Origin of the sequence: uncultured Parasphingorhabdus sp., from assembly GCF_963677535.2 — a bacterium.
Taxonomy (GTDB): domain Bacteria; phylum Pseudomonadota; class Alphaproteobacteria; order Sphingomonadales; family Sphingomonadaceae; genus Parasphingorhabdus.
In genome coordinates this window covers 783,075-807,869 of sequence record NZ_CAXXUT010000003.1, presented here as the reverse complement: position 1 = coordinate 807,869, position 24,795 = coordinate 783,075, and the positions used below count along the sequence as shown (strand labels likewise).

Annotated in this window: 31 protein-coding genes; 14 read left to right on the top strand and 17 right to left on the bottom strand. The window is 57.4% G+C overall.

Annotation, left to right across the window (positions count from 1 at the left end; genetic code table 11):
- Window positions 1-4: 4 nt before the first annotated feature.
- Window positions 5-550, bottom strand: coding sequence for a DUF4402 domain-containing protein (locus ACHZCJ_RS10730; RefSeq protein ID WP_321326298.1), 546 nt, complete (start codon window positions 548-550; stop codon window positions 5-7).
- Between the two features lie 113 nt (window positions 551-663).
- On the opposite strand from ACHZCJ_RS10730, the gene msrB reads away from it, so the two are divergent.
- The gene (gene msrB / locus ACHZCJ_RS10725; protein ID WP_321326297.1) at window positions 664-1,062 is read left to right on the top strand and encodes a peptide-methionine (R)-S-oxide reductase MsrB; all 399 of its coding nucleotides are present in this window, start codon (window positions 664-666) and stop codon (window positions 1,060-1,062) included.
- Window positions 1,063-1,149: 87 nt separating this feature from the next.
- Window positions 1,150-3,264 carry a PBP1A family penicillin-binding protein gene (locus ACHZCJ_RS10720; RefSeq protein ID WP_321326296.1) on the top strand — a complete coding sequence of 705 codons (2,115 nt, stop codon included), beginning with the start codon at window positions 1,150-1,152 and terminating at the stop codon, window positions 3,262-3,264.
- A 9-nt stretch (window positions 3,265-3,273) separates the two neighbouring features.
- On the opposite strand, the gene ACHZCJ_RS10715 is transcribed toward ACHZCJ_RS10720, so the two are convergent.
- Genes ACHZCJ_RS10715 through ACHZCJ_RS10705 form a run of 3 tightly spaced genes read right to left on the bottom strand, consistent with a single transcriptional unit; the run spans window position 3,274 to window position 5,073 of the window.
- Window positions 3,274-4,020, bottom strand: coding sequence for a SprT family zinc-dependent metalloprotease (locus ACHZCJ_RS10715; RefSeq protein ID WP_321326294.1), 747 nt, complete (start codon window positions 4,018-4,020; stop codon window positions 3,274-3,276).
- Window positions 4,007-4,453 (bottom strand): YcgN family cysteine cluster protein, encoded by a 447-nt coding sequence (locus ACHZCJ_RS10710; RefSeq protein ID WP_159646614.1) that lies wholly within the window; start codon window positions 4,451-4,453, stop codon window positions 4,007-4,009. The genes ACHZCJ_RS10715 and ACHZCJ_RS10710 overlap by 14 nt, the downstream gene beginning before the upstream one ends.
- Window positions 4,441-5,073 carry an SCO family protein gene (locus ACHZCJ_RS10705; RefSeq protein WP_159646612.1) on the bottom strand — a complete coding sequence of 211 codons (633 nt, stop codon included), beginning with the start codon at window positions 5,071-5,073 and terminating at the stop codon, window positions 4,441-4,443. The genes ACHZCJ_RS10710 and ACHZCJ_RS10705 overlap by 13 nt, the downstream gene beginning before the upstream one ends.
- 95 nt (window positions 5,074-5,168) lie before the next feature.
- Between ACHZCJ_RS10705 and ACHZCJ_RS10700 the strand changes: the two genes are divergently transcribed.
- Complete coding sequence (locus ACHZCJ_RS10700) at window positions 5,169-5,822, top strand: ankyrin repeat domain-containing protein (RefSeq protein WP_159646611.1); 654 nt, start codon at window positions 5,169-5,171, stop codon at window positions 5,820-5,822.
- A 7-nt stretch (window positions 5,823-5,829) separates the two neighbouring features.
- Here ACHZCJ_RS10700 and ACHZCJ_RS10695 read toward each other — a convergent pair whose 3' ends face one another.
- The 11 genes from ACHZCJ_RS10695 to ACHZCJ_RS10645 form a co-directional block, all read right to left on the bottom strand.
- Window positions 5,830-6,339: an MmcB family DNA repair protein gene (locus ACHZCJ_RS10695; RefSeq protein WP_321326291.1), complete on the bottom strand. Its 510-nt coding sequence runs from the start codon at window positions 6,337-6,339 to the stop codon at window positions 5,830-5,832.
- A gap of 89 nt (window positions 6,340-6,428) precedes the next feature.
- Complete coding sequence (locus ACHZCJ_RS10690; RefSeq protein ID WP_394700098.1) at window positions 6,429-7,070, bottom strand: cell wall hydrolase; 642 nt, start codon at window positions 7,068-7,070, stop codon at window positions 6,429-6,431.
- 270 nt (window positions 7,071-7,340) lie between these two features.
- Complete coding sequence (locus tag ACHZCJ_RS10685; protein WP_321326287.1) at window positions 7,341-7,652, bottom strand: DUF1491 family protein; 312 nt, start codon at window positions 7,650-7,652, stop codon at window positions 7,341-7,343.
- A gap of 19 nt (window positions 7,653-7,671) precedes the next feature.
- Complete coding sequence (locus ACHZCJ_RS10680; protein WP_321326285.1) at window positions 7,672-8,154, bottom strand: PaaI family thioesterase; 483 nt, start codon at window positions 8,152-8,154, stop codon at window positions 7,672-7,674.
- 3 nt (window positions 8,155-8,157) lie between these two features.
- Window positions 8,158-8,625, bottom strand: a complete 468-nt coding sequence (locus ACHZCJ_RS10675) for a PTS sugar transporter subunit IIA (RefSeq protein WP_321326284.1) — start codon at window positions 8,623-8,625, stop codon at window positions 8,158-8,160.
- 129 nt (window positions 8,626-8,754) lie between these two features.
- The gene (gene hpf, locus ACHZCJ_RS10670) at window positions 8,755-9,327 is read right to left on the bottom strand and encodes a ribosome hibernation-promoting factor, HPF/YfiA family (RefSeq protein ID WP_159646599.1); all 573 of its coding nucleotides are present in this window, start codon (window positions 9,325-9,327) and stop codon (window positions 8,755-8,757) included.
- Between the two features lie 46 nt (window positions 9,328-9,373).
- Window positions 9,374-10,072 (bottom strand): DNA polymerase III subunit epsilon, encoded by a 699-nt coding sequence (gene dnaQ / locus ACHZCJ_RS10665; protein ID WP_321326281.1) that lies wholly within the window; start codon window positions 10,070-10,072, stop codon window positions 9,374-9,376.
- 27 nt (window positions 10,073-10,099) lie between these two features.
- The gene (coaE, locus tag ACHZCJ_RS10660) at window positions 10,100-10,708 is read right to left on the bottom strand and encodes a dephospho-CoA kinase (RefSeq protein WP_159646595.1); all 609 of its coding nucleotides are present in this window, start codon (window positions 10,706-10,708) and stop codon (window positions 10,100-10,102) included.
- Window positions 10,705-11,523, bottom strand: a complete 819-nt coding sequence (gene aroE / locus ACHZCJ_RS10655; RefSeq protein WP_321326279.1) for a shikimate dehydrogenase — start codon at window positions 11,521-11,523, stop codon at window positions 10,705-10,707. The genes coaE and aroE overlap by 4 nt, the downstream gene beginning before the upstream one ends.
- Window positions 11,520-12,125, bottom strand: a complete 606-nt coding sequence (locus tag ACHZCJ_RS10650) for a nucleoside triphosphate pyrophosphatase (protein WP_321326277.1) — start codon at window positions 12,123-12,125, stop codon at window positions 11,520-11,522. Before ACHZCJ_RS10650 ends, aroE begins: the two co-directional genes overlap by 4 nt.
- Complete coding sequence (locus ACHZCJ_RS10645; protein WP_321326275.1) at window positions 12,118-12,963, bottom strand: pyruvate, water dikinase regulatory protein; 846 nt, start codon at window positions 12,961-12,963, stop codon at window positions 12,118-12,120. Before ACHZCJ_RS10645 ends, ACHZCJ_RS10650 begins: the two co-directional genes overlap by 8 nt.
- A 300-nt stretch (window positions 12,964-13,263) precedes the next feature.
- Between ACHZCJ_RS10645 and hemE the strand changes: the two genes are divergently transcribed.
- From hemE to ACHZCJ_RS10620, 5 genes are all read left to right on the top strand, one after another.
- On the top strand, window positions 13,264-14,298 hold the full coding sequence (hemE, locus tag ACHZCJ_RS10640; RefSeq protein ID WP_268893905.1) for a uroporphyrinogen decarboxylase: 1,035 nt from the start codon (window positions 13,264-13,266) through the stop codon (window positions 14,296-14,298).
- Window positions 14,295-14,738 carry a CopD family protein gene (locus tag ACHZCJ_RS10635; RefSeq protein WP_321326271.1) on the top strand — a complete coding sequence of 148 codons (444 nt, stop codon included), beginning with the start codon at window positions 14,295-14,297 and terminating at the stop codon, window positions 14,736-14,738. The genes hemE and ACHZCJ_RS10635 overlap by 4 nt, the downstream gene beginning before the upstream one ends.
- Window positions 14,739-14,885: 147 nt before the next feature.
- On the top strand, window positions 14,886-16,142 hold the full coding sequence (gene rho / locus ACHZCJ_RS10630) for a transcription termination factor Rho (protein WP_159646583.1): 1,257 nt from the start codon (window positions 14,886-14,888) through the stop codon (window positions 16,140-16,142).
- A gap of 18 nt (window positions 16,143-16,160) precedes the next feature.
- Window positions 16,161-16,460: an antibiotic biosynthesis monooxygenase family protein gene (locus tag ACHZCJ_RS10625; protein WP_321326269.1), complete on the top strand. Its 300-nt coding sequence runs from the start codon at window positions 16,161-16,163 to the stop codon at window positions 16,458-16,460.
- The gene (locus tag ACHZCJ_RS10620; RefSeq protein ID WP_321326267.1) at window positions 16,453-17,181 is read left to right on the top strand and encodes a YjbE family putative metal transport protein; all 729 of its coding nucleotides are present in this window, start codon (window positions 16,453-16,455) and stop codon (window positions 17,179-17,181) included. Before ACHZCJ_RS10625 ends, ACHZCJ_RS10620 begins: the two co-directional genes overlap by 8 nt.
- 470 nt (window positions 17,182-17,651) lie before the next feature.
- Here ACHZCJ_RS10620 and ACHZCJ_RS10615 read toward each other — a convergent pair whose 3' ends face one another.
- Both ACHZCJ_RS10615 and ACHZCJ_RS10610 read right to left on the bottom strand, forming a co-directional pair.
- On the bottom strand, window positions 17,652-18,053 hold the full coding sequence (locus tag ACHZCJ_RS10615; RefSeq protein WP_321326264.1) for a nuclear transport factor 2 family protein: 402 nt from the start codon (window positions 18,051-18,053) through the stop codon (window positions 17,652-17,654).
- Window positions 18,050-18,748, bottom strand: a complete 699-nt coding sequence (locus tag ACHZCJ_RS10610) for a dienelactone hydrolase family protein (protein WP_321326262.1) — start codon at window positions 18,746-18,748, stop codon at window positions 18,050-18,052. The genes ACHZCJ_RS10615 and ACHZCJ_RS10610 overlap by 4 nt, the downstream gene beginning before the upstream one ends.
- Before the next feature lie 132 nt (window positions 18,749-18,880).
- Here ACHZCJ_RS10610 and ACHZCJ_RS10605 point away from each other — a divergent pair, with 132 nt between their 5' ends.
- The 6 genes from ACHZCJ_RS10605 to ACHZCJ_RS10580 all read left to right on the top strand — a co-directional run bounded on the left by ACHZCJ_RS10605 (window position 18,881) and on the right by ACHZCJ_RS10580 (window position 24,779).
- The gene (locus ACHZCJ_RS10605; protein WP_159646573.1) at window positions 18,881-19,156 is read left to right on the top strand and encodes a DUF6489 family protein; all 276 of its coding nucleotides are present in this window, start codon (window positions 18,881-18,883) and stop codon (window positions 19,154-19,156) included.
- Between the two features lie 18 nt (window positions 19,157-19,174).
- Window positions 19,175-20,470, top strand: a complete 1,296-nt coding sequence (gene mnmE / locus ACHZCJ_RS10600) for a tRNA uridine-5-carboxymethylaminomethyl(34) synthesis GTPase MnmE (protein WP_321326259.1) — start codon at window positions 19,175-19,177, stop codon at window positions 20,468-20,470.
- A 74-nt stretch (window positions 20,471-20,544) separates the two neighbouring features.
- Window positions 20,545-22,410 (top strand): tRNA uridine-5-carboxymethylaminomethyl(34) synthesis enzyme MnmG, encoded by a 1,866-nt coding sequence (gene mnmG / locus ACHZCJ_RS10595; protein ID WP_321326257.1) that lies wholly within the window; start codon window positions 20,545-20,547, stop codon window positions 22,408-22,410.
- Window positions 22,407-23,024 carry a 16S rRNA (guanine(527)-N(7))-methyltransferase RsmG gene (rsmG, locus tag ACHZCJ_RS10590; protein WP_321326255.1) on the top strand — a complete coding sequence of 206 codons (618 nt, stop codon included), beginning with the start codon at window positions 22,407-22,409 and terminating at the stop codon, window positions 23,022-23,024. The genes mnmG and rsmG overlap by 4 nt, the downstream gene beginning before the upstream one ends.
- 28 nt (window positions 23,025-23,052) lie before the next feature.
- A complete protein-coding gene (locus ACHZCJ_RS10585) occupies window positions 23,053-23,835 on the top strand; it encodes a ParA family protein (protein ID WP_159646565.1) in 783 nt (260 codons plus the stop codon).
- Window positions 23,835-24,779: a ParB/RepB/Spo0J family partition protein gene (locus ACHZCJ_RS10580; RefSeq protein WP_321326252.1), complete on the top strand. Its 945-nt coding sequence runs from the start codon at window positions 23,835-23,837 to the stop codon at window positions 24,777-24,779. The genes ACHZCJ_RS10585 and ACHZCJ_RS10580 overlap by 1 nt, the downstream gene beginning before the upstream one ends.
- Window positions 24,780-24,795: the final 16 nt, after the last annotated feature.

Here is a 24,795-nt window from a genome sequence, read left to right as displayed (position 1 = left end):
GGCTTCACTCATAGTCGGCGGTAATCGCGATGCGGCCGCGAAACCGGCCACTGGCATCACCGCGGACCCGCAGCTGCCCGCCAAAGGCGAAGGTCAGCCGTCCGGAAGGATCGAGCCGCGCCAACGCCGGCAAATCGGTTTCCAGTTGCTCCAGTTCGGCCGTTGAACCATTGGGCGCGCTCAGCTGTATCCGCTCTGGCAAAAATATCCGCACGCTCCGGCCCGGTTCGCCGGTCAGACGCCCTTCGCCGTGCAACGCCATACCGCCCAGATTGGCGATACTGCCCTGTATATGTTTGTCACCAGACGTCGGATCGATACTGACCACGCCGCCGCTCCGGCTCAGCAGGGCCATGCGGGAAAAATCGAGATTGGCGGTAATTTCGATCTGCAAGGGTATTTCCGTCTTCCCCGATGCCGTATCAGAGACGCTGTCAGTTCCGGCACTGGTGGCGCAGAGACGGCATTGCGCCTGCAACTGCGCTGGCGGAACCGCCAGAGTTACGCAGAACAATGCCATGCTCAGCAGGAATTTCACCACAATCTTCATAACCCCGCATTCTGTCCCAATATGCCTAACATCCTGTTAAGCATGAAACCGGGCGAGCCGGCTTCCCCCGCCAGTCCCTTGACCGGCTGCGGTTAAATGCCCATTTAACGCCAATGGAAAAAACAATAATGAGCGACGAGCAGTGGCGGCAACGGCTTTCTCCGGAGCAATATCACGTGTTGCGCGAAGCGGGCACCGAGCGACCCTTTACCGGCGCATTGAACACCGAATATCGGGATGGCGAGTTTTTCTGCGCCGGCTGTGGCAGCAAATTGTTTGAATCGGACAGCAAATTCGACAGCGGTTGCGGCTGGCCCAGCTTTTCCGCGCCGGCCGATGCCGAAGCGGTGACCGAGATCGAGGACAATAGCCATGGCATGCGGCGGATCGAAATACGCTGTTCCAGTTGCGACGGACATCTCGGCCATGTCTTTCCCGACGGGCCGACCGAAACCGGACTTCGCTACTGCATGAATAGCGCGGCCATGGCGTTCGAACCCAAAGACGACTGACTTTTTTCTGTGCTTCCCTGTTCAGCCTACGGTAAGGCACCGGAACGCTAGAAAAATTCTGGTTTGGTATAAAATGGGTGGATCAATATGGCGCGGGCCAAAAAACGCAGCAAGAAACAGGGCCCCATAAGCAAATGGTTCTGGCGGCTGACCAAGGCTGGTCTGGTCGTCGGGCTGCTCGCCGCGATTGCCCTTGTGGTTGCGGTGCTGGTGGTCCGTTCCTCGCTCCCCGGCTTCGAGGATCTCAAATCCTCTCCCAACGGCCAGATGATCCGGGTGCTCGACGTGAATGGCAAAGAGCTTTTTTCCATGGGTCCGAGCTATGGCGAATGGCTGAAATATGCGGACATCCCGGAAGTCATGAAATCCGCCATGGTCGCGGTTGAGGACCGGCGCTACGAAAATCACCCCGGCGTTGATCCGATCGGTATCGCCCGCTCGGTGCAGGTCAGGATGCAGCGCGGCCATTGGGCGCAGGGTGGCTCGACCATCACCCAGCAGCTGGCCCGCAATGTATTTCTGAACAACAACCGGACTTTTGGCCGGAAAGGGCGGGAAATATTGCTCGCGCTGGCGATGGAACGGAAATTTTCCAAGGAACAGATTCTCGAACTCTATCTGAACAAAGTCTATTACGGCGGCGGTGCTTATGGCATCGACGCGGCGTCGCGACGCTTTTTCGCGCATAGCGCCAGAGAGCTCAACCTGGCCGAAGCGGCGATTATCGCCGGTCTGGTCAAGGCGCCGTCCCGCTACTCGCCCACCGCCGATGCCAAGGCGGCGATCAGCCGCGCCACCGTGGTGCTGGAGGTGATGCAGGACGCCGGCGCGATTAGCGCATCGGAAGCCGCGCAAACCAATCCGGCGTCGGTCAAGCTGGCCCCCGAACCACGCCAGAACAGCGTCCGCTATTTCACCGACTGGGCGTTGCCGCAGCTGGACCTGCTGATCGACGAGAGCGTGGAGCCGATCGAGGTCTGGACAACGCTGGATCTTGATATGCAGCGCGTCGCCACCGCGGCCATCCAGTCCGGTGTGCCGGCCGGTGCCCAGGGCGCGCTGGTGGCGATTGACCGCGATGGCGCGGTGCGCGCGATGGTCGGCGGGACCGACTATGTGACCTCCAATTACAACCGCGCCACCCAGGCTGTTCGCCAGCCCGGTTCGGCCTGGAAAGTGTTCGTCTATATGGCGGCGCTGGAAGCGGGCTATACGCCCAATGACACGGTGACCGACGAGCCGATCACCATCGGCAACTGGACGCCGCGCAACAGCGGTGACCGCTATGCCGGGGACATTGATGTCCGCACCGCGTTTGCCTTTTCCAAGAATACCGTCGCGGCGGCGATCGGCAATGATATCGGCACTTCGTCGATCGCCAATATGGCACGGCGTTTCGGCATCACCACCCCGATCAACACCAACCCGTCGATGGTGCTCGGTACGTCGGATGTGCGGCTGCTCGACATGACCCGCGCCTTTGCCTCGATCAGCGGCAAGGGCATTGCCATCACGCCCTTCGGGATCACCAAGGTGCAGACGATGAAGGGCGACATTCTCTACCAGAGCAAATTCGACGGCAGCCGCGTGCTGGTCGACCCCTGGGTCGCCGCCGGCATCACCGACCTGATGCAGACCGCGGTAGCCACCGGCACCGGCCGGGCAGCCCAGATCGGCCGGCCGGTTGCCGGCAAGACCGGAACCACCAGCAGCAACAAGGATGGCTGGTTCCTCGGCTTCTCCAGCGGGCTGACCACCGGCGTCTGGATGGGACGAGACGATGCAAAACCGGTAGGCGGATTGCAAGGCGGCCGGGCGCCGGCCAGCGTCTTCGCGCAATTCATGAAAATGGCGGTCGCCAACCGCAAGGTCGAGAAATTCGATACCGAACTGGTGCTGCCGGAATGGCAGCTGGAACCGGACGAGGATGAATTGTTCGGCGCACCGGAAGATGGCATTTATGTCGATGAAAACGGCATGCCGATCGAGACCGGCAGCGGCTTCGAATATGATCTGGAAGATGGCGAAGCGGCTGACAGTCCGCGTCTGGACCAGGACTGGATCGACTCGGTGCTGGGTCGCGGCGAGGATCCGGGACCCCGCAAACTGGACCCCGCACCGGTCAGGAAACCGAAGCCGCAACCACCACAGAATCCGCCCGAATCCCTGCTTCCCGAAGCCGCGCGTCAGGAACAGCAATAGCGATCCGCTTCAGCCGACCGGCGGGGACTGCCTTTCCGCGCCCACCATGTGCAGGCCACGGCCATGGTTCTTGAGCCAACGATCGGCGCTGCGGCGATCTGATTCGAATATCCGGTCGAGCAGGGCATAGAATCGCTTGCTGTGATCCATATGGACGAGATGGGCCACTTCATGCGCCACCACCGACCGGCGGACATGCGGGGGTGCCATGACCAGCCGCCAGCTCAAGCGAATCGACTTGCGCGCCGAGCAGCTGCCCCAGCGGCGGCGCGCGTCACCGACGGCCAGTTGCGGCAATTCGGTTCCGGCCCGGTCACAATAGAATTGCAGATCGTCGGCATATATCATGCGGGCCTGGGCCTTGAGCCAGCGCAAAATTCGGGCCTCGACATGTTCCGCCGGTCCGCCCAGCCGGATTTCAGCGTCGACGATCTGCGGAGCCCGGGGAAAATCCGGTGACCATCTGATGACATGGGGTTCGCCCAGAAACGCGATCTGGCTACCGTTCTCGACCGGAACTGCGGGAATGGCTTCAGCAAAGCAGGCGCTGAGCCAGTCGGATTTTGACCGTGCAAAGCGAATCGCCAGCCGTTCCGATGCACCGGGCGGCAGGGTCAGGCGGACAACACCCTTGACCGTATCGGCCGATACGATAATCGACCGGGCCTGCTTTGACCGCCGCAGCTGGAGCGGATAGCTGACCCCTCCGAGGTTGATGACGAGCGATTCGGGCGGCGATGGATTAAAAAGGCGCATCGAGAATATGTTGCTCGAGCGGCCCGGCCTTGCTCTCGGGGATGACCTTGCCCCGGATCGACTGTCCCGCCGCGTGAATCGTTTCTCGATCACCGGAGACCAGATAATGCCATTGCGGCAAAGGGAGCCCTTTGGCCCGCAATTTATAGGCACAGCTGTCGGGCAACCAGTCAAATTCTTCCAGTTTGTTGCGGGTCAGCCGGACACAATCGGGTACGTGAAACTTGCGATGGCGATAATCGCTGCACTGGGCGCTCTGGAGATCGAGCAGCTTGCAGGCGATATTGGTCATATATATCTGGCCGTCATCCTCATCCTCGGCCTTCAGCAAACAACATTTGCCGCAGCCGTCACACAGGGCCTCCCACTGGCCGCGATCCAGCTTTTCGAGCGGCGCTTCCCAGAACGGCCGATCGGCGCCTAGCGCACCCATCGGGCTATTTCGTCCGCAACCTGCTGCGGCGTACCGTCAAAGGGCAGCAGCGCCAGCGGCTCTCCATCGGGACCGAACAGATAGGCCTGGCGGCTGTGATCGACGAGATATTCACTGGAACTCTCGTCATCGCGGATATCATAAAGAATCAGATATTTTTTCGCCACTGTCGCAATATCCTCGGGGGTGCCGGTGAGACCAATGAGCCGGGGATGAAATGCGGATACATATTGTTTGAGAACGGCCGGCGTATCGCGGCCGGGGTCGACGGAGATGAAAATAGGCTGGATTTTCTCGGCCAGCGCCGGATCCTTCTTTTCGGCCTGTTTCAATCCCAGCATGATATTGGCAAGATCGACCGGGCAGACGTCAGGGCAATAGCTATAGCCGAAATAGATGATCCGATACTGGCCCTTGAACTCCTCTTCCGACGTTATACCGCCGTCCTGGTTGGTCAGCGTGAAGGACCCGCCAATATCGGCTCCGGCAAGCGGCGGCTCTGCGCCCTCGCGCCCGCCTCCGTCAGACGCAGGGTTGCAGGCGGCCAGAAGTGTCAGTAATCCTGTGGCGAGGATCATTTTTGCGACATTGTTGATATTGTTCATTACGGGGCCAGACATGGTCTGCTAGGGACGCAATTTCAACAGATAATTGATCGACAGCAATTGCAGTGGACCGGTACCAACAGGCGTCGGTCAGTAAAACGGGGCTTATCATGTTCAGAAAAATATCATTGGTCACTCGCTCGTGCGCCGCTTTGGTCAGAATTGCGCAACTGGCACTGATGACCGTGGCCGCATTCTCGATTGCCGCTCCGGCCGCCGCCCAGTTTTCGGACAGCTATAATTTTCTCAAAGCAGTGAAAGACAGGGATGGCGAGGAAGCGACAAAATTTCTTAGCCAGCCGGGATCCGTTATCGTCAATACCCGCGATCGCTCATCCGGAGAAACGGCTCTGCACATCGTTGTGGCCCGTCGCGACAATGTCTGGGTGGGTTTCCTGCTGCAGAAAGGCGCCAATCCCAATATTGCCGACAAAGAGGGGGTCACGCCGCTGATGCTGGCCACCCAGTTGCGCTTCGTCGACGGGGTCCGGACCCTGCTGGCCAAGAGGGCGAAAGTGGATGAGCCGAACCGGCAAGGAGAAACTGCGCTTATCCGGGCGGTCCAGCTTCGTGATAGTGAACTGGTTCGTCTACTGCTCGCCAATGGGGCCGACCCGGACCACACCGATTCGCTCGCGGGAAAATCGGCTCGCGATTATGCCAGCCAGGATCGCCGCAGCGCCGCCATATTGGCCGAAATTGAAAAAGCGGATGCGAACAGGAAACCGGAAACAGAAGGCCGGTTCTTCGGACCGGAAGGCTAGCCGGCGCTCAATAGCCGCCCGGTTCGTGCTGACCGCGGACCGGACTGATCCAGCCATCGGCGACCGCTGAGCGCTGCATCGCGCGGCGGGCCAACCGCATCGTTTCGGTCTTGCGGCGCGCCGGTGCCAGAGCCTTGGTCGCCGCTGGCCGCACCATTTCCGCATCATAGGCATCGGCAATGATCAACCCCGTGCGGTCGGGCAGAAAATCGGGCCCCTCGACCGGCGTGGCATCAAAACCGGCCGGCAAGGCCCAGTAGAACCGGTCACAATAATCCAGATATTCGGTCCATTTGCTATCACCCAGAAGATCGCTCCTCGCCACCTTGATCTCGACAATGACAATCTGTCCCTTGGCATCAATACCCATCAGGTCCGCACGGCGCCGGTTTCGCAGACTGACTTCCGGCAGCACCATGATATCATGCCGCAGGAACATCCGGGCGACGCCGCGGGCAACCGCCTGCGCGCCGGTCAACGGGTCACTCGGCACCAGCAAGCCGGAAGAATCATCCATGGACGTCATCGGATCTGGTTAGAACATAAAAAGAACAAAATAAAGGCCCCGTGCGGGAGCCTTTATGAATTCGCAGTCTGCCAGAATGTCTATTGATAGAAAATATGATTATCTATCGTGGCCAGCCGCTTGAGGCGCCAACCCGGCGAAACATATCGGGCGTGAAAGAACAAAGCGCCTTCGACCGAGCTCTCCCAGCCGTCGTTCATAGCGATTTTGGCGATTGCCACAGCGTTGCGCCATTGACGATGTCCCTTGTTGATACGGGGCATCTTGCCACCGCGAACAAAGGAAAACTGGCTGCGCTGATAAACCACACCACAGATCGTATCCGGGAAGCGGGGCGAAGCGACACGTGCCAAGACAACACGGGCTACGGCCAGCTGTCCTTTCAGCGATTCGCTTTTGGATTCGAAATAGACGGTACCGGCAAGGCAGTGCATTTCCTCATCCAGCGTGCCGGCCACCGATTGCTGGCGGACGAGCTGGCGCAACGTCTGTGCGCCGTCATTGACGAATTCGCTGGTCGCCTGAAAACCAGCTTCCACTTCGCCATTGGCAATCTTGTCCGACTCTATGACATCCTGGGGAATTTCGGCGACAATTTCCTGCTGTTCACCAAAGATAATAGCCTGATCGGATTCATCTTCTTCCAGCAGGGCCGGATCAACGAATATTTCGGATTCAGGAATTTCGTCATTTGCTTCCAGAGCAAAAGACGCATCTGTCACGGACAATGCCACGACAACAGTAAGTGCGAGCGATAACACGCTCGTGGCACGAAAAATTTTTTTCATAAACCTGTTTTGTTATGCGGTGAGACCAGAGCCAATCAGGACAAAACCCGTCCGGACTGCCGAAAATGGACCCAAAAACATTAAACCACGGTCCATTTCTGTTCTCCCCGTCTGCGTGTTTACCGCCTGTCATTTCGACAAACGAGCGGCAACCTGCGCATCAAAGTTGAGCGCCAAATATGGTTTTGAGAGATAAAGTCAAGTTTACTGCCCCAGTTGGACGATGAGCCGTTCCCCATCCGGGATATCCAGTTCAATTAACCACATATCGGGATCAAAGCGGAATCTCTGTGCAATATATTCCGATAATTCCTTATTATTATCAGTACCTTGCGGCCATATGCGCTGCCAATTCGGTGCACCATCCAGGCTTGGCATGTTCTCCAGCAGCCTAGGGTTTTCGCCCTTTTCCACGCATTGAATCAGGATGGCGCCGGAAATCCGGTCCCCTTTTTTCAGCACCGCACCGAAACCGCCTTGCTGGCTGGCCAGCCTGAGAAGCGTCTGGACCTTCATTTCCGCGGAAAGCCGCGGTTCAATCATCCTTCTTGTACCCGGGCAGAGATGCCAGCGGGATGTGCGAGCGCATGAAGGTACCGGTACCGCGGGCAATTTCGTCGCCTTCGCTGTCGATCAGCCGCGCATCCGCGACGAACACCCGCCGCTTGCCGCTGACCCAACGGCCCTCAGCCGTAACAGGGCCGCTCTTGAGCGGCTTGGTAAACAGCAGGTTGAAGGCGGTCGTCAGGATGAACCGGTCGGACACAAGGCTGTTGGCCGCATAAAAGGCAGCATCATCGAGCATTTTGAAATAGGATGTACCGTGGACCGCCCCGGCCGCATGATAATAGCGTTCATCCACCGCAAACAATATGCGCGCTGTACCGGCTTCCGGGATTTCCAGACGGGATTGGAACAACTGGTTGATCGGCGCTTGCGCATAAAGGCGTTCCAGAGCCCGGAAATGTTCCTGTGCACCGCCTTGTGGGTCGTCTGCGGGGGTATCGTTACTCGCCAAGGATCAGGCCGCCCGCTGCTCGCGCTGTTTGCTCAAAAGCGCATAAAGCGCGTCCTGTCCCGATGCGCCGCGCAGCTTTGCCACCATATTGTCATCGCGGAGAAAACGGGATGCGGCGGCCAGCGCCTTGAGATGCTCGGCACCGCTTTTTTCCGGCGACAGCAGCGCGAAGACCAGATCGACCGGCTTGCCATCATGCGCGTCGAACGGCGTCGGTTCAGCGAGTCTGAGAAAAATGCCGATGCAATGATCGAGACCGTGCAATTTCGCATGCGGTATCGCGACCGACCGACCGAATCCGGTCGATCCGAGGGCCTCGCGCGCCTCCAGACCGGTCAGGATAGCATCCGCATCAAGCCGATAGCATTCCTGTCCGACACGGGCGATGGTGCGGAGGATATCATTCTTGTCGCCAATATCCTGACAATCCCGCACAGCGGCGAGCTCCAGTCTAACGGGCAAATCAGTCATGAATCTTTCCTTCTGTCCCGGCAACACGCAGCCAATTTGGCAGACTTCGCATGAATCGCGAGGTCGGTGTGCGCTGGACCGGTCGCCTCACAGACCAGCTCTCAGCCGGCCAGAGGCGATTCGGCTCGTTCAGCTATGTGGTTCCACCCAACCGATTGTGCCATCGGAGCGGCGATAAACCATATTATGGGCGCCAGTGCCAGAGTTTTTGAACAAAAGCGCGCTGGTATTGCGCAAATCCATCATCATAACCGCGTTGGATACGCTGGCTTCCGGAATATCGGTGCTGGTTTCGGCGATGATCGCGGGCGATTCGCCATTCACTTCGCTTTCTTCCTCATCCTCGAACGATTCAAACACGCGATAGGCCGCTTCTTCCTGCTTTGCCGCATATTGGGCCTGAACATGATGATCATTCAGCCGGCGCATATAGCGACGCAACTGTTTTTCGATCTTGTCGGCGGCCTGATCGAATGCCTGGTGAGCATCGCCGGCCTCGGCGTCCGACTTCAGGGTCAGGCCCTGCATCACATGAGTCACGATATCGCATTTGAAATGGGAATGGGGGGCTTTGCTTACAGTAACATTCGCGGAAATGGCCTTGGGGAAATATTTGTCGGCAATCGCGTTCATCCGGTCCTCGCCATGGGTTTGCAACGCATCGCCGGTGTCGACCTGATGTCCTGAAACACGAACTTCCATATTCACTCTCCTTTTGCTTCCGAACCGCTATGCAATAGCGGTACAGCTAGACCTCTAACCAAAGAGGGTTTTCCAGACCCTCGACAAAAACCTTGTGCCGCGCCAGTTCTTCATCGCTGGCGTGATGTTCGCGTGCGACCATGAACTGTTTGCGCTCTCCCCGCTGTGACGCGGGTCGCATATCCCGTACGGAATCATGCTTTTTCTCTTCTTCGGCCAGACCCAGGCCGATCTGCCGCCCGCCGGTCAGCTCGATATAGAGCTGGGTGAGCAATTCCGCATCGAGCAGGGCGCCGTGTTTCACCCGGTGGCTTCGATCGATGCCGTAGCGCGAACACAGGGCATCGAGCGACAATTTGGCACCGGGATGCTTGGATTTGGCGATCGCCAATGTGTCGATCATGCGGAACTGGGAAATCGGCTTGTAGCCGCACAGGACCAGCTCGGCGTTGAGAAATTTGAAATCGAACTGCGCATTATGCGCCACCAGATTCGAATCCTGCAGGAAATCCAGCAATTCCGCGGCGCCTTCGGAGAACAGCTTCTTGTCGGACAGGAAGATATCCGAAAGCCCGTGCACTTCCTCGGCGGCTTTCGGCATCGGTCGCTGGGGATTGTAATAGCAATGAAAGCTTTGCCCAGTTTCGACCCGGTTGATCATTTCGATACAACCGATTTCTACCATCCGGTCACCATTTTGAGGATCAAAGCCAGTAGTTTCGGTGTCGAAAATTATCTCTCGCATAAGGCCAATATCGGACCGAACTTCGGGTTACGCAAGAGCCGCTTTCAGTTTTTGAACAAGTTTACCAACCTGCTCACGGGTTTCTGCCAGCGGCAGCGATGTATCGATAACGGAATCGGCCTTTTCCCGCTTTTCCGCGTCCGGCAATTGCAATGCCTTGATATGGGCAAACCGCTCTTCCGTCATGCCGGGCCGGGCCAGAACGCGATCGCGCTGATGCTCTTCGCCGGCGGAAACGACGACGATATGATCGACACCCTCTGCGCCCGATTTCTCAAACAGCAACGGAATATCAAACAGGATCAGCGGCCGGTGCCGGTTCTCCTCAAGGAAGGCGATACGCATCTCGCCCACGGCCGGATGAATCAGCTTTTCTAGCTTTTGCATGGCGCCCGGATCGCCGAGCACCGCCGCGCCCAGTTTCTGCCGGTCGACGCCTTGGCTGTTCGTGGTGCCGGGAAACAGCGCTTCGATCTCTTCGACCAGCGCGCCATCCGGGCCTTGCAGTTCGTGCACGGCAGCATCGGCGTCGAACAATGGCACGCCCTCTTCGACGAACATTTTAGCCACCGTGGATTTGCCCATGCCGATTGAGCCGGTGAGTCCGATAATGAAAGGCCGGGTCCGGTTGGTCATGCGATCAGCCGCTTTCTTAATTCTTCGTCATCTTCCATTGGCGGCGTCGCGCCGAAGAACAGTTCGAAGGCGAGCGCGGCCTGGCCGATCAGCATATCGAGGCCATCGACCACCGCCAGGTCCCGCTTCCTGGCCGCGCGCAGCAGACCGGTGTTCAGCGGCGCGTAGACCAGATCATAGACCAGCGCATCGGCCGGCAGCGGACCGAGATCCAGTTCGAGCGGCGGCTTGCCGGTCATACCGAGCGGGCTTGCGTTGATCAGCAGATCGGCTGCAGGCAATTGCGCGTCCATCGGTATCACCCCGCCCTTGGCCGAGGCCTGCATCAGCAAGCCGGTGGCTTTCAGACCGTTGCGCGCCACAATGGTTATTTCACCGATGCCGGCCTGTTTCAGCGCGAACAACACGGCCCGCGCCGCACCGCCGGCACCGATGACCACGGCATGTTTGCCCGACCAGTCAGTGTCGGCAATCGGCGCCAAAAATCCTGCCGCGTCGGTATTGGTCCCCATCAGACTGCCGTCATCCTGCCGGACTATGGTGTTCATCGCGCCTATCTTGTCCCGCACACCACCCGGATCGGCAACCAGATCGAGCATGGCGATCTTGTGCGGCAAGGTCACATTGCATCCCCGCCAGGCCGGATCGGCGCGACGCTGTTCGATATAGCCGGGCAGTTGGTCGGCCGTGACATGGCAGGCCCGATAATCCGCCTTGATATCCAGCCGGTCGAGCCAGAATTTGTGGATAAGCGGCGACTTGCTCTGGGCGATCGGGTCCCCGATCACCTCGGCATAAGGCATTTCTTTAGTCATGACGGTAAGATACCCCGGATGCGAAGATAGTCCAGCAGATGCAGAAGCGGCAGGCCCATGATCGTGAACTGGCTTCCGTTGATGGCGGAGAACAGCTGGGCGCCCCTGCCCTCGATTTCATAGCAGCCGACACAATGGCGGATTTTGCCCCACTCCGTTTCCACATATTGCGCAATGAATGCATCGCTCAACGGGCGAACGGTTAGCGTCGCGATATCGACATGCCGCCAGACCGGCTTGCCCTGTTCGGCGATCACGGCGGCGCTGAAAAGCTTGTGCTTTCTACCGGACAGCAATTGAAGATGGGCTATTGCGTCAGCCTGATCGACAGCCTTGTCGAGCATGCTGCCGTCGTCGAGTGCCAGCACCTGATCGCCGCCCAACACCAGACCCGTACCGATCCGCTGTGACAGCCGGACCGCTTTGGCCTCGGCCAGCGCGTCCGCCAGATTGCGTGCAGTTACACCCTCGCTCTTCAGTCCGTCCTTGAGCGATTCCTCGTCGACATTCGGCGCAATGGCCTCGACCGTGACACCGGCGGCAGCCAGCATGGCTTGTCTCGCTTGGCTGCGGGACGCCAGTATCAGCGGTAAATCATTCATCCGGACCGGCCTTCTGATCTTCTCCGGCGGCAACGTGACGCTCGTTGTAGAGATTGATGATCGCCGCAGCCGATTCCTCGATGGAACGACGCGTCACATCAATCATTGGCCAGCCGTTGTCGGCAAACATCCGGCGCGCATATTGGGTCTCCGCCTTGACCTTTTCTTCATTGACATAATCGGTTTCCGGCGCCTGGTTCAGTGATAGCAGGCGGTTGCGGCGGACCTGCACCAGCCGCGATGCACCGGTGATCAGGCCCACGACCAGCGGGTTTTTCAGATGGAACAGGGAATCGGGCGGTGGCGATTCCGGCACGATCGGAATATTGGCGGTCTTGTAGCCGCGATTGGCGAGATAGATTGATGTCGGGGTTTTTGATGTCCGCGATACCCCTGCGAGCACGATATCGGCCTCTTCCCAATTTTCCCAGCCGACACCGTCATCATGGGCAATGGTGAACTGTATCGCTTCCACCCGGGCAAAATAGGCGGCATCGAGAATATGCTGCCGTCCCGGCCGCGCCTTGGCTTCCTGGCCCAGCATATTGGACAGGGCATCGGTGACGGCATCAAGCGCGGGCACCGAGGGCAGACCCAGATGGCGGCATTCCCGTTCCAGCTTGGCGCGGATATCACGGTTGACGATGGTGAAAATCACAAGTCCCGGATTATCGGCAACCTCGGCCAATATCCGGTTGAGATGCTTCTCGGAGCGGACCATAGGCCAGAAATGCTTGATAATCTCGACACCATCAAACTGGGCCAGCGCCGCTTTGGCGATATTTTCCAGGGTTTCGCCGGTGGAATCCGACAACAGATGGAGATGGAGACGATTCATGACCTAAGCTTTGTGATTTCACGGGGGATAAAGCAAGGGATGAAAATGTGGATAACCGGTCGCACAATATTCTTCCCCGACGTCCGCAATTTCATCCACAGCGGATCAACATCGATCGATTCAATCAACAGTCTGTGGATAACGGGGATGAGATTTCGGAATCGGTCAAATTTTCATTAACCCGCGCCTGTCAATCTGTTTGTAATTGCGGCGCTCGCGGGTTACCGCCTTTTCCACGCTCTATCATCAACAACAATCTAATATAATATATAAGATAATATAATGGATAACCGTCTCGCTATGCCGAATGGAAATGAATCACAGAAAATTCTCCTGCAGACATTGCTCGGCAGGAAAAGTGATCAAACGCCGGTCTGGCTGATGCGCCAGGCGGGCCGTTATCTGCCGGAATACCGGGAGTTGCGAGCCAAAAAGGGCGGATTTCTCGAACTGTGCTATGATGCCGAGGCTGCAGCCGAGGTCACCTTGCAGCCGATCAGGCGCTTTGGTTTTGACGGAGCGATCCTGTTTTCCGACATTTTGATCGTACCCCATGCGATGGGCCAGAAGCTCTGGTTTGAGACGGGGGAAGGACCCCGGCTGGCCCCCAAGCTGCTGGATGCTGCTTTGGGCTCTCTGGAGGCTGCTCCGGAGCATTTTGAGGCTATCTATGCCACCGTCCGGTCCGTCGCATCGCAACTCGACGGTAAAACAACCTTCATGGGTTTTGCCGGAAGTCCGTGGACGATCGCGACCTATATGGTTAATGGCCAAGGGAGCAAGGACCAGGCAGCCACGCGCCGTTTTGCCTATCGGGACGAAGCGGCCTTCGGCGAGTTGATCGCCGCCATTGTCGACAATACGGTGACTTATCTGCTCGGCCAGATCGAGGCCGGCGTTGATGCGGTGCAATTGTTCGACAGCTGGGCCGGATCCCTGTCGCCGGCGCAATTTGAAAAATGGGTGATCGCACCCAATGCCGAAATCATAGCACGGCTGAAAGCGGTGCATCCCGGTGTGCCGATCATCGGCTTTCCGAAAGGCGCGGGCGCCAAATTGCTCGCTTATGCCCGCGAAACCGGCGCCGATGCGATTGGTCTCGATGAAACCGTGGACCCCGTCTGGGCGCATGAAAATTTGCCTGCGTCGCTGCCGCTGCAGGGCAATCTGGATCCGTTGGCGCTGATTGCCGGTGGCGAAGCGCTGGAAAATTCTGTCCGCCATATCCTGCAGGTTTTCGAGGACAGGCCGCATATTTTCAATCTCGGCCACGGGATTTTACCGGATACGCCCATTGAACATGTTGAAAAGCTGCTTACACTTGTGAGGCAATGAATGAAATTCTGTCCATGCTCTATCTCTGGTTGAAATCGGCCCATCTTATCTTCGTGATATTCTGGATGGCGGGGCTGTTCATGATGCCGCGTTTTTTCGTCTATCATCAGGAATCCGCCGTTGGCTCGGACGAGGATGCCAAATGGATCGAACGCGAGAGCAAGCTGCGCAAGATCATTCTCAATCCGTCTTTGATCATTGTCTGGGCGGTCGGACTGGCGCTTGCCTTTAATATCGGCGCGTTCAGCCAGGGCTGGTTCCACGCCAAATTGCTCGTGGTGCTGGCGCTGACCGGCTATCATGGCTGGATGATGGCCTATCTGAAAAAGCTGGCCAGAGGCGAGCGGACAATGAGCGACAAGGCGCTGCGGCTGGTCAACGAAGTGCCGGGCATTACCGCAGCCATCATCGTGATATTGGTAATTGTCAAACCCTTCTGACCAGCGCTTGTTGACACTCAAATGACAAAGGCGTATTTAGACGCCAAAGCCCGTCCGGGCGAATTTTCATGTGAATCTGAAGACAGCAAGCAGCTGCGCACATGCGGAATTGAGAAATTACCTCCTGACATATCTGGATAAACCTCCATGCATTTAAAAGAACTAAAAGAAAAATCGCCCGCTGACCTCGTCTCGATGGCTGAGGAGCTGGGCGTCGAGGGGGCCTCTACCCTGCGCAAACAGGATCTGATGTTCGCGATCCTCAAGGAACTGGCGGACAATGACGAACAGATCATGGGTGTCGGCACGATTGAGGTATTGACCGACGGATTTGGCTTCCTGCGTTCGCCGGATGCCAATTATCTGGCCGGTCCCGATGACATTTATGTTTCTCCCAATCAGGTCCGCAAATTCGGCCTGCGCACCGGCGATACCGTCGAGGGAGAAATTCGGGCACCGCGCGATGGCGAACGCTATTTTGCGCTGACCAAATTGACCGCAATCAATTTCGATGATCCCGACGCCGTCCGCCACCGGGTCAATTTCGATAATCTGACGCCGCTCTATCCGGACGAGAAGCTCAAGCTCGACAGTCTCGATCCGACCGAGAAGGACAAGTCCGCCCGGGTGATCGATATCATTTCGCCGCAGGGCAAGGGCCAGCGCGCCTTGATCGTGGCGCCGCCGCGGACCGGTAAAACCGTGCTGCTTCAGAATATCGCCAAGGCGATCACCGATAATCATCCGGAAGTCTATCTGCTGGTTTTGCTGATCGACGAACGGCCGGAAGAAGTCACCGACATGCAGCGTTCGGTAAAGGGCGAAGTGATCAGCTCGACCTTTGACGAACCCGCGACCCGGCACGTACAGGTGGCCGAAATGGTGATCGAGAAAGCCAAGCGCCTGGTCGAACACAAGCATGATGTTGTCATCCTGCTCGACTCCATTACCCGTCTGGGCCGCGCCTATAACACCGTTGTTCCGAGTTCCGGCAAGGTGCTGACCGGTGGTGTCGACGCCAATGCCCTGCAGCGCCCGAAGCGCTTTTTTGGTGCGGCGCGGAATATCGAGGAAGGCGGTTCGCTGTCGATCATCGCGACCGCTTTGATCGATACCGGCAGCCGGATGGACGAAGTCATCTTCGAGGAATTCAAGGGCACCGGCAACTCGGAAATCGTGCTCGACCGCAAGGTGGCAGACAAGCGTATCTTCCCGGCGCTCGATGTCGGCAAGTCCGGTACGCGTAAGGAAGAGCTGCTGGTCGAGGACGAGAAGCTCAAGAAAATGTGGGTGTTGCGCCGTATTCTCATGCAGATGGGCACGATCGACGCGATGGAATTCCTGCTCGACAAGATGAAGGACAGCAAGTCGAACGACGATTTCTTCGACAGCATGAACCAGTAGCAGCGAACGGTTCGCCTGGTGATTCTGGAACATGCCCTGTTGCAGGTTCGCCCCGGGCAATCGGATGCTTTCGAAGGTGCGATGGCGAAAGCGAGACCGATCATCGCGCGCCAGCCGGGGTGCCAATCGGTCGAGGTTCGACCGGAACAAGGGAACCCGGATCGATATTTGTTGTTGGTGAAATGGGACCGGATAGAATCGCATCGCGACGGATTTCGCCGGTCCGAAGATTATCAGCTGTGGCGCGGCCTGCTGCACGCCTTTTATAGCCCGATGCCCGAAATAGCTTATTACGGAGCCAGTATTTTCGATGATTGACCTGATTTCCATCTTTTCCGCGGCCACCTCGGGTCTCGGTTCGCCGGCAGATATCTGGCAGGCGATTCTCACCGATTTTTCGAAGATCGGCACGCCCGAAGCGTTGGCAGCATTTGGCCAGGTGATCCTGATCGATCTGGTTTTTGCAGCCGACAACGCGATTGTCGTGGGCGCTCTGGCTGGCGGTCTGCCAGCGGACCAGCGTCGCAAGGTCATTTTGATCGGTATCGGTGCGGCGCTTGTGCTGCGTATCTTGTTCGCGCTGATCGTGGTGCAGTTGCTGCAGATTGTTGGTCTGGTGCTGGCTGGCGGCTTGCTTTTGCTATGGGTCGCATGGAATTTTTACCGCGAGATTTTCCACGAGGGAGAATCCGCCGGTTCGCCGGAAATCGAGGGCGACGAGCATAGCGGGGTCAAATCAACCAAGACCTTCTGGGCGGCCGCCTGGGCGGTCATGGCCGCCGACGTTTCGATGAGCCTCGACAATGTGCTGGGCGTTGCTGGCGCTGCCCGCGACCATCCCGGAATTCTGGTCATCGGTCTGATTTTGTCCGTTGCGCTGATGGGTCTCGCGGCCAATGTCATCGCCAAATATATCGAACGCTACAAATGGATTGCCTATCTGGGACTGGCGGTGATCGTCTATGTCGCCGGCAAGATGATCTATTCCGGCTTGGTCGGTGACGAGCAGACGATTGGTGTTTTGACGTTGTTCGGGTGATTGTTGAGCGAGCCGGAAAATTTTCTTAGGATCGATCGGTGTCAGACCAGATGATCCCGATCGCCATTATCAACTCCCGCAGCGAAACCATGGTTATTGCATCGCTGCTGGATTAAGCCGGGATATTGGTTCACATCGGCGTATATCATCATGCATCGGTGTCGATTTGTCCGCTCGCGCTGGGTGGGTTCCGGTTGACGGTGCCAGCGTTTCAACATGCTCAGGCCAGTGCAGTCATTCTCGATTACTCCCGGATTTGACGAGTTCAGTTTCAGCTATGGTTTGCGACGTGCGGTGGCCAAGTTCTTGTTGCTGTGGATCGCTATCATCGCTTTGCCGGTTATTCCCGGAATGATTTTCGATCCGCAATTCTGGAGTCCAAGCCTTGGATCCATCCCGCTTTCTGTTCTCGGTGTTCCGGTGAATCTGCAAGACTGCAGTGAATATTTTCTGGCCAAGACTGCAGAATCCTAACCCTTCATTTTCTCCAGCATCTTGCCCATTTCTTCCCAGACCTTGTTGATCGCTTTCAATGGCCGGACCATCACCTTGAAATCCTGAATCTTGCCGTCGTCATTCCAGCTGATGATATCGACGCCGTTGACCTGGATCCCGTCCAGCTCGAGTTCGAATTCCAGCATCGCCATATTCTGCGAATCATCGACAATTTCGCGGACGTAGCGGAAGCTGTCATTGGCCAGCACTACATTGGCAGCGCTGAGATAGGCAACCACCAACGGTTTGCCCGCTTGCGGCGTATGGACAACCGGAGAATGGAACACTGCATCATCGGCAATCTGGTCGCGCAGTCCGGTACCGTTTTTCTTCTCGAAATGGTCGTGCCAGACTTTCAGATTGGCGCGTGCGCTCATGCCAGATGCTCGGCGAAAAAGGCTTCGGTCCGGCTATCGGCCAATTTGGCGGCTGCTTCGTCGCGGCGAGCGCCGAACTCGGCGGCAAAGCCGTGATCAAGGCCTTCATAATCGTGCAACGTCACTTTCGGATGGTCATCCAGCCCGGCGTGCATCGCGGCCTGCGCATCGGCGGGGACAAAGCCGTCTGCGGTGGGAATATGCAGCATGACTTCATGGGCCATCGCATGCTTTTCGCCAAGCAGACCGTCGATACCCACACCATAATAGCCGACAGAGGCCCTGATATCGGTCCGGCAGGCGGTCATGAAGGCGAGGCGGCCGCCGAGGCAATAGCCGACACAGCCGACCTTGTGGCTGCCAATGCTGTTCTGGGCGAAATGGATTACCGCTTCGATGTCGCGTATCCCTTGATCCTGATCAAATTTGTTCATCAGATCTAGTGCCGTCTGGAATTGTTCCGGTACATCGGCGTCGAGATCGGTATCTTTGTTGACCCGCCAGAACAGATCGGGGGCAATGGCGAGATAGCCTTTGCTGGCCCAGTCATCGCATTTCGCCCTGATCCCCTTGTTGACGCCGAAAATTTCCTGAATGACGATGATTGCAGCGCTGATCTCGCCCTGAGGTCGCGCCATATAGCATGGAAATTCAGCGTCTCCGCTCAGTGTCTTGATTTGTTCCATCGCGCCCATCGTTACAACTCCTTTGCATCATCACTTGATTCTTTGACTACATTATCCCCATATCAGCTTCAGACAAGGTGGAACATCAACCTGTGGAGTGAGGGGGGAACTCGCTGCGACGGTCAAACAGAGGAAGTCATAATGAAAGTTACCGTTGAACTGGACTGCACGCCGGAAGAGGCACGTCGCCTGATCGGTCTGCCGGATGTGGCGAAACTGAACGAAAGCTATGTCCAGGAAATGTCGAAATTTCTCCAAGGCGCCAATTCTGTCGAGCAATTGCAGAATTTCACCAAAATCATTGCGCCAATGGGCGAGGCGGGCCTGAAGATGTTTTCCTCTTTCCTGACCGGCGCGATGGGGGCTTCGTCTGGCGGTGGAAAGTCATCCTCATCGACCAAGAAAAAGTCTGATTAGCCGCGATTTTCCGTCATAATGACTGCTGACGATACTATTTTCGCCTTGTCCAGCGGACAACCGCCGGCGGCGATCGGAATCCTGCGCATCAGTGGTTCCAAGGCCGGGCAGGCGCTCGAATCGCTGACCGGCTTTTTACCAGAACCGCGTGTCGCTTTTCTTTCAAATATAACCGATCCGGTTGGTGGAGAGCTGCTGGATTCAGCTCTGTGTCTCTGGTTTCCCGGCCCGAATAGCGCAACCGGCGAGAATCTGGCCGAGATTCACTGCCATGGTGGACGGGCGGTTATTCGGGCGATTGAACAGGCATTGGAACAGATGGACGGTCTGCGCCGGGCCGAGCCGGGAGAGTTTACCCGCCGGGCCTTCACGTCGGGAAAAATGGATCTGGCAGAAGCCGAGGGTCTGTCCGATCTGCTGTTCGCCGAAACCGAATTGCAGCGCAAGGCCGCGGTGCGCAGCGCCGGGGGCGCCTTGTCGCGAAAGGTTGATGGCTGGCAGCAGATGATATTGCAACTCTCGGCCCGGGTCGAAGCCGAGCTGGATTTTTCCGACGAGGATGACGTTGCTCCGGCGCAAATGGCGCAAATTCAAAACGCTGCCCGCTTGCTGGTCGAGGAGATGCAGATCCTTCTGCAACGTCCGCGGGCCGAGAAATTGCGCGACGGCATAAGGGTCGTGCTCGGCGGTCCGCCCAACAGCGGTAAGTCGACTTTGCTGAATGCGCTGGTTGAGCGGGATGCTGCGATCGTTTCGGATATTGCCGGCACTACGCGCGATGTGATCGAGGTGCCGATTGCGCTCGGCGGGATTCCCTTTCTCTTCATTGATACCGCCGGTGTTCGCGAAACCGGTGCGGAGTCCATCGAGCAGATTGGCATCGACCGGGCCCGGCAACAGTTTGCCGAGGCGGATATCATCTTGTGGCTGGGAGAAGAGGGGGAGGGACCGGATCGCGACAATCTGATCGAGATCAGCTCACGCTGCGATCATCCCGATTATACGCCGAAGGCTGCTGCGGCATTTACCCTGTCGCCGGTCAGCGGTCAGGGAATGGACCTGCTCGTCGACCATCTCGTAGACAGGGCCCGGCATATATTACCGGATGCCGATCAGGTCAGTGTCAATGCGCGCCAGGCGGATCGCCTGTCTGCGGCTTGCCGGAGTCTGGCTGCAATGGAAGGCGAACAGGATTATCTGATTGTTGCCGAGCATCTGCGCGTGGCTCGCAAGGCGCTCGACGAAATCACCGGCAAGGCAAGCACCGAGCATATGCTCGACGGACTGTTCGGAAAATTCTGTATCGGCAAGTGATTGTTCCACGTGGAACAGCAGGGCGTGAACGGTAGGTTTTGACCTGCAATCCCGCTTCCGCTATGGGCCGCGCTATGACGCAGACATTTGACATCATTGTTGTGGGCGGTGGCCATGCCGGTTGCGAAGCAGCCGCGGTGGCCGCGCGCATGGGTGTATCGACGGCGCTGGTGAGCTTTACCAGAGACAGCATTGGCGCCATGTCCTGCAATCCGGCGATTGGTGGCCTGGGCAAGGGCCATCTTGTGCGCGAAGTCGATGCCTTTGACGGGCTGATCGGCCGCGCCGCCGATGCCGCCGCGATCCATTACCGCATGCTCAACCTGTCCAAGGGCACGGCGGTGCAGGGGCCAAGAATCCAGGCGGACCGGAAACTTTACAAGGCCGCAATTCACCGCATGCTCGGTGCGCAAGACCATCTGACGATTATCGAGGGCGAGGTCGCCAGTCTGCTCATGTCGGAATCGCAGGTGACGGGCATCCGCATGGCTGACGGTTCTACGATCAACGCTCAAGCCGTCATCCTGGCAACCGGAACCTTCCTCAACGGCAAATTGTTCCGCGGCGAAGAAACGCTCGAAGGCGGACGGACAGGGGAGGCCGCATCGGTTTCTCTCGGACAGCAAATCCGCGATGCCGGTCTGCCAATCGCCCGGCTGAAAACCGGAACGCCGCCACGGCTTGATGGCCGGACGATCAACTGGGCTGCCCTGCCGGAACAGCCGTCTGATGACGACCAGTGGACCATGTCGCCGCTGTCGAATGGGCGAACGGTTCCCCAGACATTTTGCGCCGTCAGCCGCACCACAGCCGAAACACACGAAATTATTCGCGGGTCGCTCGATCGTTCGCCCCTGTTCAGCGGCGCGATCGATGCGCAGGGTCCGCGCTATTGCCCCTCGATTGAGGACAAGATTCACCGTTTTGCCGACCGGGATTCGCATCAGGTTTTTCTGGAGCCGGAAGGCCTGGACAGCAATCTCGTCTATCCCAATGGCATCAGCACTTCGCTTCCGGCCGATGTCCAGCTGGCGTTTGTGCGGACGATGGAGGGTCTGGAGAAGGCTGACATATTGGTACCGGGCTATGCTGTTGAATATGATCATGTCGATCCGCGGGCGCTCGATCGCTCGCTGAAAGTCCGTAGCCTCGACGGTCTATATTGTGCCGGACAGATCAATGGCACCACCGGCTATGAAGAAGCGGCCGCCCAGGGGTTGATCGCAGGACTGGGCGCAGCATGCGCAGTGCTGGGGAAGGATGTTCCTGTATTGGATCGTGGCACGAGCTATATGGCGGTAATGATCGACGATCTGGTGCTGCAAGGCGTTACCGAACCCTATCGGATGCTGACTGCGCGTGCGGAATACCGGTTGCGGTTGCGCGCCGATAATGCATCGACTCGGTTGACACCGATCGCAATGGAAGCAGGCTGTGTTGCCAGCCAGCGTTCGGACTGGTTTGGAAAACGCCAGCAGGTGCGCAATACCATCATGAACGCGCTGTCAAACATATATTCAAGCGAGGATCTGGTGAAAACGGGTGTTGAGGTCCGTCGTGACGGAACCCGTCAAAGTCTCTTCCAGTGGCTCCGTTTCCCCAATATCAGCATTGTAGGATTGGAAGAATTGGAAGCATGTTTGACAGGTTGTGATCCTGCGCTGATGCTCGAGATTGAAGAGGATGCACGCTATGCGCCCTATCTTGAACGACAGGAATCGGAACTGCGTGATCTTCGAGCCAATGAGCAGATCCATTTGGGGGACGATCTCGACTATGCAGCTATCGCCGGTCTGTCCAATGAAATGGTCGAGCGGTTGACCACGGCCAAACCCGAAACCCTGGCCGCAGCATCCCGTATACGCGGTATTACCCCGGCGGCGCTCGCGGCGATTTTGGTTCATGCGAGACGCCGGGATGGCCGGAATATCGCGGCATGACGGAAGAAGAAGCGCAGGCCTGGCTGCGCAGTGAATATGATGTTTCACGTGAAACATGGCAAAAGCTTGAAATATTCATTGCAACGCTGCGCGAAGAAATGCAGCGCCAGAACCTGATTTCCAAAACGAGCGCAGACAGTCTCTGGTCTCGCCATATTGTCGATAGCGCGCAATTGTTACGCTATGCCCCGGTGTCGAAAGCCGGCAAAGTCTGGCTGGATCTGGGCACGGGTGCCGGTTTTCCCGGTATCGTGATTGCAATCCTGTCACCCTATCAGGTGCACATGGTGGAATCGCGCAAGCGGCGGGTTGAATTTCTGAACAAGGTTATCGTTAAAACCGATATCTCGGATCATGCTACGGTGATCGGTGATCGGCTAGAGAATGTCGAAACATTCCCGGTCGATGTCATAAGTGCGCGTGCTTTTGCACCTTTGGAACGACTCATCGCACTTTCACACCGTTTTTCCACAAAAAATACGGTTTGGCTCTTACCTAAGGGCAAAAATGCGGTAAGGGAGTTGAAGGGCCTGTCGCCAAAACGGCAAAAAATGTTTCACGTGGAACATAGTTTGACCGATCCGGACGCCGGTATATTGGTGGGAAAGGGCTAGAAACCTATTATCCGGGGCAGAACTGCAAATGGTTCGTATCGCAATAGCCAATCAAAAAGGCGGAGTGGGCAAGACCACTACAGCAATCAACATGGCTACGGCCCTTGCCGCCAGCGGCTGGAAGGTCCTGCTGATAGATCTTGACCCGCAGGGCAATGCCTCGACCGGGCTCGGCCTGTCGCAGGGGGACCGGGTCAACAGCAGCTATGATCTGCTGGTCAATGACGTGAATCTGGCCGACTGCATCAACGAAACCAGAGTGCCCGGGCTGGAGATTGTTCCCGCGACCGTCGACCTTTCCGGCGCCGAAGTTGAGCTGGTGGAATTTGAAGAGCGGACACACCGTCTGAAAAAAGCTCTGGATGCGGCCGACAATGGACGCTGGGATATCATCCTCGTTGACTGTCCGCCGTCGCTCGGCCTGTTGACGCTCAACGCTATGGTGGCCGTGGAATCTTTGCTCGTACCGCTTCAATGCGAGTTTTTTGCGCTTGAGGGGTTGAGCCAGCTACTGCAAACGGTGGAGCGCATTCGCGCCCGATTCAACCGGCAGCTGTCGGTCATGGGTGTGGTTCTAACCATGTATGACCGGCGCAACAAATTGACCGAACAGGTGTCCGAAGATGTCAGGGCCTGTCTGGGGGACGTCGTGTTTGAAACCGTGATTCCGCGTAATGTCAGGCTTTCCGAAGCGCCCAGCCATGGTCTTCCCGCATTGATCTACGATCATCGGTGCAGCGGATCGGTTGCCTATATCGACCTTGCCCGCGAGTTGATTGCACGTCTGCCCGACCGGAAGGTGGCTGCCTGATGGATGACGACCAGGCTCTGAGCGAAAAGAACAAGAAAATACCAAAACGCGCTACCGGACTGGGCAGGGGACTGAACAGTCTGTTTGGAGAAATCCAGCGCGAGGAACCGATCGAAGCCGGCGGGCCTAGCGACAATGACCAGACAGAGGTCACCGATGGCCTGCGCTCTATTGCGGTTTCCGATATTCGGCCCAATCCGGACCAGCCCCGCCAGAATTTCGATACCGAAGCGCTGGACGAGCTGGCGAACAGCATGCGGCAACGCGGTGTAATCCAGCCGATTGTCGTCCGGCCACACGGCAAGACATTCCAGATTGTTGCCGGTGAGCGCCGGTGGAGAGCCGCGCAGCGCGCCCGTCTGCACCAGATTCCCGCAGTTGTTCGCAGTCTCAATGACGAAGAAACATATGAAATAGCAATCGTCGAGAATGTCCAGCGCAAGGATCTGAATGTCATTGAAGAGGCGGAGGCCTATGCGAGACTGAGCTCGGATTATGGCCATAGCCAGACCAGGTTGGCCGAAATCGTCGGGAAATCCCGCAGCCATATCGCCAATCTTATGCGCTTGCTGGAACTACCGGCTAGCGTCAAAACACTGGTCGTCGATGAAAAGCTGACCATGGGGCATGCGCGGGCGCTGATCAACGCTCCCAATGCTGAAGAATTGGCGCCGCAGATTGCCAAGCAGGGGATGTCTGTCCGGGATGTCGAACGTCTGGTTCGCAAATCCATGGCGGTCAAGAAGCCGAAATCGGAAAAGAAATCGGCAAACATGTCGGAGGCCGATGCTGATATCCAGGCGCTGGAAGCGCATCTTGCTGATCTGCTCGGCTTGAACGTCAAGATCCAGCCGGACGGGCAGGGCGGTGTGATGGCCATCGACTATGCCAATCTTGATCAGCTCGATCTGATTTGTCAGCGCCTTACCGGCGAACATATCTAGGCCAATTTCCCGCTTT